Source organism: Rhodoferax sp. SPJ21 (assembly GCF_058216335.1).
In genome coordinates this window covers 354,547-368,948 of record NZ_JBYZMO010000001.1, presented here as the reverse complement: position 1 = coordinate 368,948, position 14,402 = coordinate 354,547, and the positions used below count along the sequence as shown (strand labels likewise).

General features: G+C 55.8%; 15 protein-coding genes and 1 tRNA gene. 15 read left to right on the top strand and 1 reads right to left on the bottom strand.

What is annotated here, in order from left to right; genetic code table 11:
- The first annotated feature begins 18 nt into the window (after positions 1–18).
- Entirely contained in the window at positions 19–939 is a 921-nt protein-coding gene (gsiC, locus tag AC4BBN_RS01590) for a glutathione ABC transporter permease GsiC (protein WP_490590201.1), read from the top strand.
- A 14-nt stretch (positions 940–953) separates the two neighbouring features.
- A complete protein-coding gene (gene gsiD, locus AC4BBN_RS01585; protein WP_490591367.1) occupies positions 954–1,841 on the top strand; it encodes a glutathione ABC transporter permease GsiD in 888 nt (295 codons plus the stop codon).
- A 429-nt stretch (positions 1,842–2,270) separates the two neighbouring features.
- Here gsiD and AC4BBN_RS01580 read toward each other — a convergent pair whose 3' ends face one another.
- On the bottom strand, positions 2,271–3,497 hold the full coding sequence (locus tag AC4BBN_RS01580; RefSeq protein ID WP_490590200.1) for an adenylate/guanylate cyclase domain-containing protein: 1,227 nt from the start codon (positions 3,495–3,497) through the stop codon (positions 2,271–2,273).
- Positions 3,498–3,609: 112 nt separating this feature from the next.
- Here AC4BBN_RS01580 and ypfJ point away from each other — a divergent pair, with 112 nt between their 5' ends.
- From ypfJ to nuoF, 13 genes are all read left to right on the top strand, one after another.
- On the top strand, positions 3,610–4,491 hold the full coding sequence (ypfJ, locus tag AC4BBN_RS01575; protein ID WP_490590199.1) for a KPN_02809 family neutral zinc metallopeptidase: 882 nt from the start codon (positions 3,610–3,612) through the stop codon (positions 4,489–4,491).
- 137 nt (positions 4,492–4,628) lie between these two features.
- Positions 4,629–4,895 carry a 30S ribosomal protein S15 gene (gene rpsO / locus AC4BBN_RS01570; RefSeq protein WP_490590198.1) on the top strand — a complete coding sequence of 89 codons (267 nt, stop codon included), beginning with the start codon at positions 4,629–4,631 and terminating at the stop codon, positions 4,893–4,895.
- A 264-nt stretch (positions 4,896–5,159) separates the two neighbouring features.
- Positions 5,160–7,289, top strand: coding sequence for a polyribonucleotide nucleotidyltransferase (gene pnp, locus AC4BBN_RS01565; RefSeq protein ID WP_490590197.1), 2,130 nt, complete (start codon positions 5,160–5,162; stop codon positions 7,287–7,289).
- Between the two features lie 72 nt (positions 7,290–7,361).
- A complete protein-coding gene (locus tag AC4BBN_RS01560) occupies positions 7,362–8,369 on the top strand; it encodes an NAD(P)H-quinone oxidoreductase (RefSeq protein WP_490591366.1) in 1,008 nt (335 codons plus the stop codon).
- Between the two features lie 4 nt (positions 8,370–8,373).
- A complete protein-coding gene (tpiA, locus tag AC4BBN_RS01555) occupies positions 8,374–9,117 on the top strand; it encodes a triose-phosphate isomerase (RefSeq protein WP_490590196.1) in 744 nt (247 codons plus the stop codon).
- A gap of 37 nt (positions 9,118–9,154) precedes the next feature.
- The gene (secG, locus tag AC4BBN_RS01550; protein ID WP_490590195.1) at positions 9,155–9,544 is read left to right on the top strand and encodes a preprotein translocase subunit SecG; all 390 of its coding nucleotides are present in this window, start codon (positions 9,155–9,157) and stop codon (positions 9,542–9,544) included.
- 115 nt (positions 9,545–9,659) lie between these two features.
- Positions 9,660–9,744: transfer RNA gene (locus AC4BBN_RS01545), tRNA-Leu, on the top strand.
- Positions 9,745–9,806: 62 nt separating this feature from the next.
- A complete protein-coding gene (locus AC4BBN_RS01540; protein ID WP_490590194.1) occupies positions 9,807–10,166 on the top strand; it encodes an NADH-quinone oxidoreductase subunit A in 360 nt (119 codons plus the stop codon).
- A gap of 4 nt (positions 10,167–10,170) precedes the next feature.
- A complete protein-coding gene (locus tag AC4BBN_RS01535; protein WP_092758824.1) occupies positions 10,171–10,647 on the top strand; it encodes a NuoB/complex I 20 kDa subunit family protein in 477 nt (158 codons plus the stop codon).
- Between the two features lies 1 nt (position 10,648).
- Positions 10,649–11,257: an NADH-quinone oxidoreductase subunit C gene (locus AC4BBN_RS01530; protein WP_490590193.1), complete on the top strand. Its 609-nt coding sequence runs from the start codon at positions 10,649–10,651 to the stop codon at positions 11,255–11,257.
- A gap of 14 nt (positions 11,258–11,271) precedes the next feature.
- Positions 11,272–12,525, top strand: a complete 1,254-nt coding sequence (locus tag AC4BBN_RS01525) for an NADH-quinone oxidoreductase subunit D (RefSeq protein ID WP_490590192.1) — start codon at positions 11,272–11,274, stop codon at positions 12,523–12,525.
- Between the two features lie 7 nt (positions 12,526–12,532).
- Positions 12,533–13,036, top strand: coding sequence for an NADH-quinone oxidoreductase subunit NuoE (gene nuoE, locus AC4BBN_RS01520; RefSeq protein WP_490590191.1), 504 nt, complete (start codon positions 12,533–12,535; stop codon positions 13,034–13,036).
- Positions 13,036–14,388, top strand: a complete 1,353-nt coding sequence (nuoF, locus tag AC4BBN_RS01515; protein WP_490590190.1) for an NADH-quinone oxidoreductase subunit NuoF — start codon at positions 13,036–13,038, stop codon at positions 14,386–14,388. Before nuoE ends, nuoF begins: the two co-directional genes overlap by 1 nt.
- Positions 14,389–14,402 lie beyond the last annotated feature (14 nt).

The window sequence follows — 14,402 nt, the reverse complement described above, 5'->3', positions numbered from 1 at the left end:
GGCTTTTTCCGCCACGCTATGCTGAATTTCATCCTCAAACGCTTGCTGGGCCTGCTGCCAACCCTGTTGATTGTGGCGGCCCTTGTGTTCCTGTTCGTCCATCTGTTGCCGGGTGATCCGGCCCGGCTGGCGGCAGGGCCGGAGGCGGGCGAGGAAGTGGTGAAGATGATTCGCAAAGACTTGGGTCTGGACTTGCCTTTGCACCAGCAGTTTGTGCGTTTTATCGGCAATGCGGTGCAGGGCGATTTTGGTATATCGCTGCGTAGCAAGCGTCCGGTGTCTACCGAAATCGCAGATCGCTTCGCACCAACCTTCTGGCTGACCGTTGCTGCCATGGGCTGGTCGGTGCTGCTCGGGTTGGTGATTGGCGTGTTGTCGGCCGTTTGGCGTAACCGCTGGCCGGACCGGCTGGGCATGACGCTGGCTATCACCGGTATTTCGTTCCCGTCTTTTGCACTGGGCATGTTGCTGATGCAAGTGTTCTCCGTGCAGCTGGGTTGGCTGCCCACGGTGGGGGCGGATTCCTGGCGGCACTACATCCTGCCGTCGCTCACTTTGGGTGCCGGTGTGGCGGCGGTCATGGCGCGCTTTACGCGTTCGTCCTTTATCGACATCCTGAAAGAGGACTACGTCCGCACCGCCCGGGCCAAGGGGTTGAACGAGTTCGTGGTGGTGGTGAAGCACAGCCTGCGCAACGCGCTGATTCCCGTGGTCACCATGATGGGCCTGCAGTTTGGCTTTTTACTCGGTGGCTCCATCGTGGTGGAGAAGGTTTTCAACTGGCCGGGCATGGGGCGTCTGCTGGTGGATTCGGTCGAGATGCGTGACTTCCCGGTGATCCAGGCCGAGGTGCTTTTGTTCTCGTTGGAGTTCATTTTGATCAACCTGGTGGTGGACGTGCTGTACGCCGTGATCAATCCCGCGATTCGCTACAAATAATATAGCTACTTGTGATGATTCCATCTGCGCCAGAGCCCCAAAAGACCCAAGAACGGGTACGCACCCCATGGACCGAGTTCTGGCGCAAATTTAAGGGCCAACGTCTAGCCCTGGTGGCCGGGGGCTTTGTGCTGGCGCTGGTGCTGGTCGCCGTGCTGGCGCCTTGGCTGGTGCCCTATGACGCCGAGAATTATTTTGACTACGATGCCCTGAACGCTAGGCCATCGGCTGCGCACTGGTTCGGTGTAGACCCGCTGGGCCGCGATATCTTCAGCCGCATTCTGATGGGCGCGCGCATCTCCCTTGCGGCAGGCTTTATCTCGGTGGCAGTGGGTGCCATTGTTGGCACTGCGCTGGGCTTGCTGGCTGGCTACTATGAGGGCTGGTGGGACCGCATCGTGATGCGTATATCGGATGTGCTGTTTGCCTTTCCCGGTATCTTGCTTGCGATTGGCATCATCGCGATCCTGGGTGACGGGATGGTGAATGTGATCTTTGCCGTGGCGGTGTTCAGTGTGCCGGCCTTTGCGCGACTGGTGCGTGGCAATACCTTGTCTTTGAAAAATTTGACATATATCGAGGCGGTGCGCTCGATTGGCGCGTCCGATTGGACCATCATCACCCGCCACATCTTTCCAGGGACTATCTCGTCGGTGGTGGTGTACTTCACCATGCGCATTGGCACGTCCATCATCACGGCAGCCAGCCTGTCATTTTTGGGCCTGGGTGCACAGCCGCCCACACCTGAGTGGGGAGCCATGCTGAACGAGGCACGCGCCGACATGATGAGCTCGCCGCATATTGCGTTATTCCCCAGTCTGGCGATCTTTTTCACCGTGCTGGCGTTCAACCTGCTGGGCGACGGCCTACGCGACGCTTTGGACCCTAAGCTGGATACCTAAGGTGCTGGAAGCGCCTCGTATCGGTAGCTCGCTTAGTGGGCTATCAGACAGCAGTGCCGGCGTGGCCGGCGTGCAGGTCGGGCGCTGCCCCTTGGCCTAGGGCGGTGCGCCAACCTGCGTGCCCGCGCTGCTGGCCAATGGTGATGACGTGTTCAAGACCGACACCGAGCCATTGTTTCCAGGCGCACGTTTCATGGTGGCGAAAACTTCCCAGGCCATGCGAGCGGTGTGTCCTTGTCGCCCTCGGTGGCCAGCGGGGCCAATGAGGCGGCGGCGCGCTGCTGTTTGCGGCCCCCTGGGCCCAGGTCTGGCCGATCTGTTCGCGGTTTTGCCCGGGATCGAGCAGGAGGATGGTGTGATCTTGCGGTTCGCTGGTTCTAGCGCGCAGCTGGTGGTGTGTACGTTGAACAGCTTGTCGGCCGTGCTGCGCTAGGCGGGCGTGGCGAGGGGTAACTGGCGGATGCTGTCGATGGCGTTCTGCAGGTCTTGTATGGCACGCCCGCGGCTGTCTGCGTCGAGCTTTTCGAGGTCCACGGCCAGGCGCAGCCCGGGATAGCGTTGGTGCAGTGCGTCAGCTGCGCTTTGTGCTGGCGCTATGCCACGCAGCACAAAGCAGCGTATGTCATGCGAAATGCCCTTGGCTGCGATCGGCTCGCGCTCTTCGGCATCGAATTCGTCTTTTACCAGCGCATAGGTTTCGTACGACAGCATGACGTTGTCCGGCTCGCCGTTTTGCTCCAGGCGGGCGGCGAGGTTGACCTCATTGCCTATGACGGTGTAGTCCATGCGCTGTTCGCTGCCGAAGTTGCCCACGTGGCAAAAGCCGGTGTTGATGCCAATGCGCATCTGGAACGGGTGGCTATAGCCCTTGTCGCGCCAGATGTCGCGCAGCCCATGCATGCGTCGCTGCATGGCAACCGCCATGCGCACGCACTGCAAGGCGTCTTCCTGTACACCACGGGTCTCGGGGTCGCCGAAAAAGATCAGCATCGCGTCACCCACGAATTTGTCGATGGTGGCGCCATGCTCCAGCGCAATCTTCGACATTTCCGAGAAATAGCTGTTTAAAAAGTAGGTCAGGTCCTCGGGCTGCATGCCTTCAGCGGTCTTGGTGAAGTCCTTGATGTCCGAGAAAAAGATGGTCAACTTCTTGCGCACCGCCTGGATGGAGACGTCTTGCGCACCTTCAAAAATCGATTTGTAGACCTGGGGCGACAAATAGCGAGACAGCTTCTGCGACAGTGACTGCAGCATGGCTGTCCGTACGTTCAGCGCAATATGGTTGTGTACCCGAGCCAGCAGAATGGCTGGACAGATGGGCTTGGTGATGTAGTCCACTGCGCCCAGCTCAAAGCCTTTTTCTTCGGCCTCGTCATCCGACTTGGCCGTAAGAAATATCACCGGTATGTTGCGCGTGGCCGGATTGGCCTTGAGCCTGCGGCACACTTCGTAGCCGTCGATCTGGGGCATCATGATGTCCAGTAGTACCAGGTCGGGTGGCGTGGTTGAAGCGGCGATGGCCAGGCCTTTTTCACCGTGGTTCACCACCTTCACCCGGTAGCTGTCTTTTAGCAGCGCAGCCATCAAGGTGAGGTTGTCTGCAGTGTCGTCGATGACCAGCACGGTTGGCTTTTCGGTGAATCCCAATATGTTCATGAAGTGTTTTCCAAAGACCCACTGCCCGTGGGGCCGGCTGCATCAATATGGACGTGCGCGGGAATCGTACACCGCCACGGTACCATCGCCCCTTGAAACATGGAGATTCCGTATGAAATGGGAAGGCAACCGCGAATCCGATAACGTAGAAGACCGCCGCGACGCTGGCGATGGCGGTTCCGGCGGTGGCATGCTGGGTGGCCGTAGCATTGGTATTGGCACGATTGTGATTGCCTTGCTGGGAGGCTGGGTGCTGGGCGTGAATCCCTTGACTATTCTGGGCCTGCTCAGTGGCGGTGGTGCGCCGTCTGGGCAGGTGCAGCAAGTGCCGGCCCACCGTCCGCCCAAGGACGACCAGATGGCCAAGTTCGTATCCGTAGTGCTGGCCGATACCGAGGACGTTTGGACCGAGGTCTTTAGCAAGAATGGCAATCACTACATTGCGCCCAAGCTGGTGCTGTTCCGCAATGCGACGCCTACGGCCTGTGGCAAGGGGCAGACGGCCATGGGGCCGTTTTACTGCCCGGGCGACCAAAAGGTGTACATCGATCTGGCTTTCTATGAAACACTGCGCACCCGCCTGGGCGCCCCAGGGGAGTTCGCTCAGGCCTATGTGATCGCCCACGAGGTGGGTCACCACGTGCAGAACCTCCTGGGCATTAGCGAAAAGATGGACCAGGCGCGTGGAAAGGTCAGCCAGGTCCAATACAACGCCTTGAGCGTGCGGCTGGAATTGCAGGCCGACTGTTTTGCCGGCGTATGGGCCCACCACGCGCGCGATGCCCGCAAAATGCTGGAAGACGGAGATATCGAGTCGGCGATGAATGCTGCGTCCAAGATCGGTGACGACGCGTTGCAGCGCGCCAACGGGGGCGAAGTGGTGCCCGACAGCTTTACCCATGGCACCAGTGCCCAGCGCCAACGCTGGTTCAGTACGGGTTTGCAGACTGGTGCCGTGAAGTCCTGCGATACCTTCAGCGTCCGCCAGTTGTGATGTTTGGTGGCCCTTGGAATCTCCGGCGCAGGCCGGTTGGGTGTTACGCGCTATAATTTAAAGGCTTTGCATCCTGCAAGGCGCACGTTGGCTGAAATTCCATCTACCAACGCAAGTTAAACACAACGGATAAGTAAATGATCGCATCCTCTATCAAGGCCGAAGTTGTCAAGGCCAATGCACGTAGCGCAACGGACACCGGTAGCCCAGAAGTGCAAGTTGCACTGCTGACCGCTCGCATCAACGAACTGACCCCTCACTTCAAGACCCACGCCAAGGACCACCATGGTCGCCGCGGTCTGTTGCGTATGGTGAGCCGTCGCCGCAAGCTGTTGGATTACCTGAACGCCAAGGACCACGACCGTTACGTCGCTTTGATCGCTAAGCTCGGCCTGCGTAAGTAAGTCGGATACCCAATGCATAAGCGCCTGAGTTAGTTCACTAGCTCAGGCGTTTTTGTTTGTTTTCCCCCAGAGTCCAACCGCAGAGTACGCGCTGTGTCATTCCATAAAAGCCATCTAGCTGGTTGTTATGGAATGGCATCGTATAGCTGAGGTTCTCTGGCCTATCCAACCCGGGTTGGGTTGTTGTCACAAGCCGGCCTTGCAAAAGGCCGCGATCCAAGGATAGACCCTCTCGGGTTCTGTTTTTCTTTTAGGAGACCAAAGATGACCATGTTCAAAAAAGTAACTAAGACCTTCCAATGGGGCAGCCATACCGTCACCATGGAAACCGGCGAAATCGCTCGCCAATCCAGCGGCGCCGTTCTGCTGGATATGGACGGCACTGTGGTGCTGGCCACGGTGGTCGCTAAAACCGAAGGCAAGGCTGGCCAAGACTTCTTCCCGCTGACGGTGGATTACCTGGAAAAGACCTACGCTGCTGGCAAGATCCCCGGTAGCTTCTTCAAGCGCGAAGGCCGCCCCAGTGAATTCGAAACCCTGACCAGCCGCCTGATTGACCGTCCGATCCGCCCGCTGTTCCCTGAAGGTTTCTTCAACGAAGTGCATGTGGTCGTGCACACCTTGTCGCTGAATCCTGAGGTGGATGCCGATATTGCTGCTTTGATCGCTACCAGCGCGGCCTTGTCCGTCAGCGGTGTGCCATTTAGCGGCCCGATTGGTGCAGCCCGCGTGGGTTATGTCAATGGCGAATACGTGCTGAACCCGGGTCAGACGGCCCGTAAAGACTCCATCATGGATCTGGTCGTGGCGGGTACCGAAGCAGCTGTGTTGATGGTGGAATCCGAGGCCATGCAACTCAGCGAAGAAATCATGCTGGGCGCCGTGGTGTTTGGCCATGAGCAAGGCAATATTGCCATTAACGCTATCCACGAACTGGTGCGTGACGCTGGCAAGCCGGTGTGGGACTGGAAGGCTCCAGCCAAGGATGAAGTGCTGATCTCCAAGGTGGAGGCACTGGCTCAAGAGAAGCTGGCTGCGGCTTATCAAATCCGCAACAAGCAAGCCCGTACCCACGCCTGCCGCGAAGTTTATTCCTGGGTGAACAAGGGCTTGAAGGCTGAAGGCGTTGAATTCGACGCAGTGGCCGTTGAAGGTATGCTGTTCGACATCGAAGCCAAGATCGTGCGCAGCCAGATTCTGGCCGGCGAACCGCGTATCGACGGCCGCGACACGCGTACTGTGCGTGCCATTGAAATCCGTAACAGCGTGCTGCCACGCACCCATGGCTCGGCTCTGTTCACCCGTGGTGAAACCCAGGCTTTGGTCGTGACCACCTTGGGCACCGAGCGTGATGCACAGCGTATCGATGCTTTGGCTGGCGAATACGAAGACCGCTTCATGCTGCACTACAACATGCCTCCGTTCGCCACCGGCGAAACCGGTCGTGTGGGTACGCCAAAGCGCCGCGAAATTGGCCATGGCCGCTTGGCCAAGCGCGCACTGGTTGCCGTGCTGCCAAACAAGGAAGACTTCCCCTACACCATGCGCGTGGTGTCGGAAATCACCGAATCCAATGGCTCCTCGTCGATGGCATCGGTCTGCGGCGGATGCTTGTCGCTGATGGACGCCGGCGTGCCGATGAAGGCCCATGTGGCTGGTATCGCCATGGGCCTGATCAAGGATGGCAACCGTTTCGCAGTGCTGACCGACATTCTGGGTGATGAAGATCACTTGGGCGATATGGACTTCAAGGTCGCTGGTACCACCAACGGCATCACCGCGCTGCAGATGGACATCAAGATCCAAGGCATCACCAAGGAAATCATGCAGGTCGCGCTGGCGCAAGCCAAGGAAGCCCGTCTGCACATCCTGGGCAAGATGATGGACGCCATGTCCGAAGCCAAGACCGAGGTGTCTACCTTCGCGCCGCGCCTGTTCACCATGAAGATCAATCCGGAAAAAATCCGTGACGTGATCGGCAAGGGCGGTGCGGTGATTCGTGCGCTGACTGAAGAAACCGGCACCCAGATCAACATTGAAGAAGACGGCACCATCACCATCGCTTCCAGTGATCCAGCCAAGGCCGAAGAGGCCAAGCGTCGCATTGAGCAGATCACCGCCGAAGTCGAAATTGGCAAGGTTTATGAAGGCCCGATCACCAAGATCCTGGACTTCGGTGCGCTGGTCAATTTGCTGCCTGGCAAGGACGGTTTGCTGCACATCAGCCAGATCGCCCACGAGCGCGTGGAAAAGGTGTCCGACTATCTGACCGAAGGCCAAATCATCAAGGTCAAGGTTATGGAAACGGACGAAAAGGGCCGTATCAAGCTGTCCATGAAGGCTTTGCTGGACCGTCCGGCACCTGCTGCCTATAACCCAGAAGCCCAGCACTGATCTGGTGTTTGGTGGCCGCATTTCAATGCGGCCGCCTGCCAGAAGTGGGGTATTCCCTGTCTTCACTCCGTGATGAAAGCTATCGAGATCCAAGCCTATGGTTTGCCAGACGTTTTGCGTCTGGTGGATCGGCCTGTGCCCGTCCCCAAGGCGGGCGAGTTGCTGATTCGTGTGGCCGCCAGCGGCGTCAATCGACCAGATGTATTGCAGCGTACAGGCCATTACCCGGTGCCGGAAGGTGCTTCGGATATCCCGGGTCTGGAGGTTGCTGGTGTCGTGGAGGCGGGTGATGCCTTGGCTATGGCGGAGGCTGGCTTTGCAGTCGGTGATCGCGTTTGTGCGTTGGTTGCTGGTGGTGGCTATGCGGAGATGTGCGTAGCGCCCATTGCCCAGTGTCTGCCGATTCCTGCCGGATGGACTGATGCTGAAGCGGCCTCATTGCCCGAAACGTTTTTCACCGTTTGGAGCAATGTTTTCGACCGGGCGCGTTTGCAAAAAGGCGAGGTCTTGCTGGTGCAGGGCGGTAGCAGTGGTATTGGTGTTACCGCCATCCAGTTGGCCAAGGCCATGGGTGCCACGGTTGTTGTGACGGCGGGGAGTGCTGAAAAATGCGCTGCTTGTCTGGCGCTGGGGGCCGACCATGCGATCAACTACAAGACCCATGATTTCGTAGAGGAGATCCGAAGGATATTCGGCGGTGCTGGCGTGGATGTGATTCTGGACATGGTTGCTGGGGGGTATGTGGCGCGCGAAATCCAATGCTTGGCCGAGGACGGCCGTTTGGTCATTATTGCTGTCCAGGGTGGTGTTAAGAGTGAGTTGAATGCAGGGCTGGTATTGCGTAGGCGTTTGACCATTACCGGTTCGACCTTGCGTCCCCGTTCCGTGGCCTTCAAGGCGGAAATTGCAGTCGCGTTGAAGAGTCGGGTGTGGCCACTGTTGGAGACCAGGGCGATCAAGCCGGTGATTCATAAAGTTTTTGCGGCTGCTGGCGACGATGCCGGATGGACTGGTGCGACTCAGGCGCATGCCTTGATGGAATCGAACCAGCATGTAGGGAAAATCATTTTGACTTGGTAGTTTTATGAAGAAAAAACTGATTGTTGGTAACTGGAAAATGAACGGTAGCCTGGCCGCCAACCAGGCATTGTTGGATGGATTGACTGCAGGTGTGGCTTCTGCTGCTTGTGGAGTTGTAGTTTGCATTCCTGCGCCATATTGGTCTCAGGCGCAGGCTTTGCTTGCATCTAGCGCTATTCTTTTGGGAGCGCAAGATGTTTCGCGGTATGCGTCAGGGGCCTATACCGGCGAGCTGTCTCCCAACATGCTCAAGGAGTTCGGTGTGCGTTACGCGATCGTTGGTCACTCGGAGCGCCGTCAATACCATGGTGAAACCGACGAGGTGGTTGCGGCAAAAGCCCAATCTGCATTGGCCAATGGCGTCACCCCTATTGTTTGCGTGGGCGAGACCTTGGCGGAGCGCGAAGCGGGTAAAACCGAAGAAGTTGTGAGGCGCCAACTTGCGGCAGTGATCCATGCCAATGGCCATTGCATCAGTGAAATCGTGTTGGCCTATGAGCCTGTGTGGGCTATCGGTACCGGCAAGACCGCTACGCCAGAACAGGCGCAGCAAGTGCATGCCTTGTTGCGCGCCCAGCTCCGGGCGGCCAGTAGCCATGCCGATCTTATTCCCATTCTGTATGGTGGCAGCATGAATGCTGCCAACGCCGCGAATTTGCTGTCCCAGGTGGATATCGATGGTGGATTGGTGGGTGGCGCCTCGCTCAAAGTTGCCGATTTCCTGGCTATCGTTGCAGCTGCTCAATAGTCAATCAATATTAATAGCTTAGATTTAGGAGTTCCACATGAATTTTTTATTGACCCTTTTGTTGGCGGTGCAGATGTTGGCGGCTGTTGGCATGATCGGCTTGATCTTGGTTCAGCACGGCAAGGGCGCGGACATGGGAGCGGCATTTGGTAGCGGCAGTTCTGGTAGCCTCTTTGGTGCTAGCGGGAGCGCCAATTTTCTGTCCCGGACCACGGGTATTTTGGCTGCAGTGTTCTTTGTGTGTACCTTGGCTCTGGCATATTTCAATGGTGCGCGTCCCGTGAGTTCGGGTAGTGTTTTGGATCGGCCTACTGCTGGTGCCGCGGCGCCTGACATGGCTGCTTCTAGTGTTGCCGCAGGAGCGAAAAATGAGCCAGCCGTGGCTGTCGTGCCGAGCTCCGGTGCCGGTCAGATTCCGACGAAATAATCTGCGTTGAATTTACCGAGCGCGCCCTGAAATAGGGGGCGTTTCGGGTAAACTCTATTGCTGTACTGAAAGCCATAAGCCGCAAGGCTCCTCATGCCATTGGTACAGAGAAACCGCCGTCGTGGTGAAATTGGTAGACACGCTATCTTGAGGGGGTAGTGGCGAAAGCTGTGCGAGTTCGAGTCTCGCCGACGGCACCAACAAAAAAAGGCCTGTCAAGCCTTATGGGTTTGACAGGTTTTAGCGGTATAGAAATTTCAAGATGAACCTCGACCAATACCTCCCAGTCCTTTTGTTCATCTTGGTCGGAGTAGGGGTCGGTGTAGCGCCCCAGGTGCTCGGTCATATCTTTGGGCCCAATCGTCCTGATGAGGCCAAGAACTCCCCTTACGAATGCGGCTTCGAAGCCTTTGAAGATGCGCGCATGAAGTTTGACGTGCGTTACTACCTCGTGGCCATTCTTTTCATACTGTTCGATTTGGAAATTGCCTTTCTGTTTCCCTGGGCGGTAGCGCTGAAGGAAGTTGGTGTGGTTGGTTTTTGGGCCGTCATAATTTTTCTGGGCATTCTGGTCGTTGGCTTTGTCTACGAGTGGAAAAAAGGCGCCCTGGATTGGGAGTAATAAGATGATTGAAGGTGTCATGAAAGAAGGGTTCGTCACCACGTCTTATGACTCGGTGGTGAATTGGGCTAAGACGGGCTCTTTGTGGCCTATGACTTTTGGTTTGGCCTGTTGTGCTGTTGAGATGATGCATGCTGGTGCGGCGCGCTACGACATTGATCGTTTTGGTATGTTGTTCCGCCCCAGTCCGCGTCAAAGCGATTTGATGATTGTTGCTGGTACGTTGTGCAACAAGATGGCACCTGCTCTGCGCAAGGTCTATGACCAGATGCCGGAACCTCGCTGGGTGCTTTCTATGGGCTCGTGTGCGAATGGCGGCGGCTACTACCACTACAGCTACTCGGTTGTCCGTGGTTGTGATCGCATTGTGCCTGTGGACGTCTACGTTCCTGGTTGCCCCCCTACTGCTGAGGCTTTGTTGTACGGTGTGATCCAGTTGCAGCAAAAAATCCGACGCACCAACACGATTGCGAGGGCTTGAGATGACTGCATACGCTGTTCAGCCCGAGGCGCTTAAAGAAATTGTTGTCAATGTGCTCGGCGACCGGGCTCGCCAGATTTCTATTGCATTGGGTGAGGTTGAGGTGGTTGTGGCGCCGGCGGACTATGCGGCTGTTGCATTGCTGTTGCGCGATGCGCCAGGTTGCAAGTTTGAACAACTGATGGACCTGTGTGGATTGGATTACTCCTCTTTCCGTGACGGCGAGTATGACGGACCACGTTATGGGGTTGTTTTGCAACTTCTGTCTGTTAGTCTGAACCAGCGTTTGCGACTGAAGGTGTTTTGCGCTGACGATGATTTCCCTATCGTGGATTCTGTGGATGCTATCTGGAATTCAGCAAACTGGTTTGAGCGTGAAGCATTTGATCTTTTTGGCATTCTCTTTGAAGGTCATAACGATTTACGTCGGATTCTTACGGACTATGGCTTTATCGGTCACCCTTTCCGTAAAGATTTTCCAACTTCGGGGCATGTCGAAATGCGCTACGACCCGGAGCAGAAACGTGTTGTCTATCAAACGGTTTCTATCGAGCCGCGCGAAATCACACCGCGCATCATCCGAGAAGACAATTACGGTGGCTTGCATTAAGCGCAGGATAGCTCATGGCTGAAATCAAGAATTACACGCTCAATTTTGGGCCCCAACATCCTGCCGCGCACGGTGTTTTGCGTTTGGTGCTGGAGTTGGACGGCGAAGTCATACAGCGTGCAGACCCCCATATTGGTTTGTTGCACCGTGCCACCGAAAAGTTGGCCGAATCCAAGACCTTTATCCAATCTCTTCCTTACATGGATCGTCTTGACTATGTGTCAATGATGGCGAATGAGCAGGCTTACTGCCTTGCTATCGAAAAGATGATGGGTATTGATGTGCCCCTGCGCGCGCAATATATCCGTGTGATGTTTGCGGAGATCACCCGTTTGCTGAACCATCTGTTGTGGCTGGGTGCGCACGGCCTGGACTGCGGCGCGATGAACGTCCTGATCTATTGCTTCCGCGAGCGTGAAGACCTGTTTGATATGTATGAGGCTGTGAGCGGCGCGCGTATGCATGCTGCTTACTTCCGTCCAGGCGGTGTGTACCGTGATTTGCCGGACACCATGCCGCAATACAAGGCCAGTCGCATTAAAAATGCGAAAACCATGGCAAAGCTGAATGAAAATCGACAGGGTAGCCTGCTCGATTTCATTGACGATTTTTGCGCCAGATTTCCCAAGTGTGTTGATGAATACGAAACCTTGCTGACGGAAAATCGTATTTGGAAGCAGCGCACCGTGGGCATTGCGGTTGTAACTCCCGAGCGTGCTTTGAATCTCGGTTTTTCGGGTGCAATGCTGAGAGGCTCGGGTGTTGCATGGGACTTGCGTAAAAAGCAACCTTACGATGCGTATGACAAGGTTGAGTTTGATATTCCTGTCGGCAAGACGGGAGACTGCTATGACCGCTACCTGGTTCGTGTCCAAGAAATGCGCGAATCAAACCGGATCATCAAGCAATGTGTAGATTGGCTGCGAGTGAATCCTGGTCCGGTTATTACTGATAACCACAAAGTTGCTGCGCCCGCACGTGAGTCGATGAAGGCGAATATGGAGGAGTTGATCCACCATTTCAAGCTTTTCACAGAAGGTTTCCACGTACCGATGGGCGAAGCATATGCCGCCGTGGAGCACCCCAAGGGTGAGTTTGGTATTTACTTGGTTAGCGATGGTGCCAATAAGCCTTATCGGCTGAAGATCCGTGCGCCTGGTTTTGCCCATTTGGCTGCAATGGATGAGTTGTCGCGCGGACACATGATTGCCGATGCTGTTGCTGTGATCGGCACGATGGACATTGTGTTCGGCGAAATTGACAGGTGATGCAAACATGATTTCTGAAGCAACAAAATCCCGTTTCGCCCGTGAAGTGGCCAAGTTTCCGTCCGATCAAAAGCAATCCGCTGTGATGGCTTGTCTTTCTATTGTTCAGCAAGAGCTTGGCTATGTAAGCGCTGAAAGCGAGAAGGTGGTGGCGGACTATCTGGATATGCCGCAGATTGCCGTGCATGAAGTGACTACCTTCTACAACATGTACAACCAAGCGCCCATAGGCCGCTTCAAGCTCAATGTGTGCACCAATTTGCCCTGCCAGTTGCGAGGCGGTGCCATGGCATTGAAGCATCTGGAGCACAAGTTGGGTATTGCCATGAATGAAACAACGGCTGATGGCTTGTTTACTCTGCAGCAAAGTGAATGTCTGGGCGCATGTGCAGATTCTCCAGTGATGTTGGTGAACGACCGCACCATGTGCAGTTTTATGAGCAATGAGAAGTTGGATCAGTTGGTGGATGGTTTACGTGCATCGAATGCACTGCCTGCGGAGGCGAAGTAATGTCTGCTGAAAAAATCCTTTCTCAGTTCAAGGCCACGGGTGTTCAAACCTGTTTCCATGATCGGCATATTAGTCCCCAGATTTTTGCAAATCTGGATGGCAGCAATTGGCGTCTGAAAGACTACGAAGCCCGCGGTGGATACCAGGCATTGCGTAAGATTTTGGGAAAAGACGGCGGTGAAGGTCTGACCCAGGATCAGGTCATCGCGACCGTCAAAGAGTCTGCGTTACGTGGCCGTGGCGGTGCAGGTTTTCCTACGGGCTTGAAGTGGAGCTTTATGCCCCGTCAATTCCCGGGGCAGAAGTACCTAGTGTGCAACTCAGACGAGGGTGAGCCTGGGACGTGTAAAGACCGCGACATCATGCAATACAACCCGCATATCGTGATCGAAGGTATGGCGATTGCTGCTTATGCCATGGGTATCTCTGTTGGGTACAACTATATCCACGGTGAAATTTTCGGGACTTACGAGCGCTTCGAAGAGGCGCTTGAAGAGGCGCGTAGTGCGGGGCTGCTCGGTAACGATATTTTGGGAAGCAACTACTCTTTCCAACTGCATGCTTCCCATGGCTTTGGTGCCTATATCTGCGGAGAAGAAACCGCGTTGCTGGAGTCCTTGGAGGGCAAGAAGGGACAGCCACGCTTCAAGCCGCCATTCCCTGCAAGCTTTGGGTTGTACGGAAAGCCTACGACCATCAATAATACGGAGACGTTCGCGGCGGTTCCTTGGATTATCCGCAACGGCGGTCAAGCCTATCTGGAGTGTGGCAAGCCCAATAATGGCGGCACCAAGATTTACTCGGTAAGCGGTGACGTAGAGCGTCCTGGCAATTACGAAATTCCTATGGGGACGCCTTTTTCCAAGTTGTTGGAACTGGCTGGTGGTGTGCGCAAAGGCCGCACGCTCAAAGCTGTAATTCCTGGTGGATCGTCAGCGCCTGTTTTGCCTGCAGACATCATCATGCAGTGCACCATGGACTATGACTCCATTGCTAAAGCGGGTTCGATGCTAGGCTCTGGTGCCGTGATTGTGATGGACGACTCTCGCAGCATGGTGGAAAGTCTACTGCGCTTGTCTTACTTCTATTCGCATGAGTCCTGCGGCCAGTGCACTCCATGCCGGGAAGGTACGGGATGGATGTGGCGTGTGATTGACCGCATATGGCGAGGAGAGGGCAAGGCGACCGATCTGGACTTGCTGAACTCTGTGGCCGATAACATCCAAGGTCGCACCATCTGTGCGTTAGGTGATGCTGCTGCCATGCCTGTGCGGGCCATGATTAAGCATTTCCGCCCAGAGTTCGAGGCGTTGATCCAAAACAAGAATCCACAGGCTGCGGCGCACGCCTGATCAAGGGAAAGTAA

What these genes read in the sequence shown, in the direction of transcription:
- AC4BBN_RS01540 (WP_490590194.1), top strand. Translation starts at nt 9,807, where the DNA reads ATGAACCTCGACCAATACCTCCCAGTCCTTTTGTTCATCTTGGTCGGA.
- AC4BBN_RS01525 (WP_490590192.1), top strand. Translation starts at nt 11,272, where the DNA reads ATGGCTGAAATCAAGAATTACACGCTCAATTTTGGGCCCCAACATCCT.
- ypfJ (WP_490590199.1), top strand. Translation starts at nt 3,610, where the DNA reads ATGAAATGGGAAGGCAACCGCGAATCCGATAACGTAGAAGACCGCCGC.
- AC4BBN_RS01530 (WP_490590193.1), top strand. Translation starts at nt 10,649, where the DNA reads ATGACTGCATACGCTGTTCAGCCCGAGGCGCTTAAAGAAATTGTTGTC.
- gsiD (WP_490591367.1), top strand. Translation starts at nt 954, where the DNA reads ATGATTCCATCTGCGCCAGAGCCCCAAAAGACCCAAGAACGGGTACGC.
- pnp (WP_490590197.1), top strand. Translation starts at nt 5,160, where the DNA reads ATGACCATGTTCAAAAAAGTAACTAAGACCTTCCAATGGGGCAGCCAT.
- secG (WP_490590195.1), top strand. Translation starts at nt 9,155, where the DNA reads ATGAATTTTTTATTGACCCTTTTGTTGGCGGTGCAGATGTTGGCGGCT.
- gsiC (WP_490590201.1), top strand. Translation starts at nt 19, where the DNA reads ATGCTGAATTTCATCCTCAAACGCTTGCTGGGCCTGCTGCCAACCCTG.
- tpiA (WP_490590196.1), top strand. Translation starts at nt 8,374, where the DNA reads ATGAAGAAAAAACTGATTGTTGGTAACTGGAAAATGAACGGTAGCCTG.
- AC4BBN_RS01580 (WP_490590200.1), bottom strand. Translation starts at nt 3,497, where the DNA reads ATGAACATATTGGGATTCACCGAAAAGCCAACCGTGCTGGTCATCGAC.
- nuoE (WP_490590191.1), top strand. Translation starts at nt 12,533, where the DNA reads ATGATTTCTGAAGCAACAAAATCCCGTTTCGCCCGTGAAGTGGCCAAG.
- AC4BBN_RS01535 (WP_092758824.1), top strand. Translation starts at nt 10,171, where the DNA reads ATGATTGAAGGTGTCATGAAAGAAGGGTTCGTCACCACGTCTTATGAC.
- AC4BBN_RS01560 (WP_490591366.1), top strand. Translation starts at nt 7,362, where the DNA reads ATGAAAGCTATCGAGATCCAAGCCTATGGTTTGCCAGACGTTTTGCGT.
- nuoF (WP_490590190.1), top strand. Translation starts at nt 13,036, where the DNA reads ATGTCTGCTGAAAAAATCCTTTCTCAGTTCAAGGCCACGGGTGTTCAA.
- rpsO (WP_490590198.1), top strand. Translation starts at nt 4,629, where the DNA reads ATGATCGCATCCTCTATCAAGGCCGAAGTTGTCAAGGCCAATGCACGT.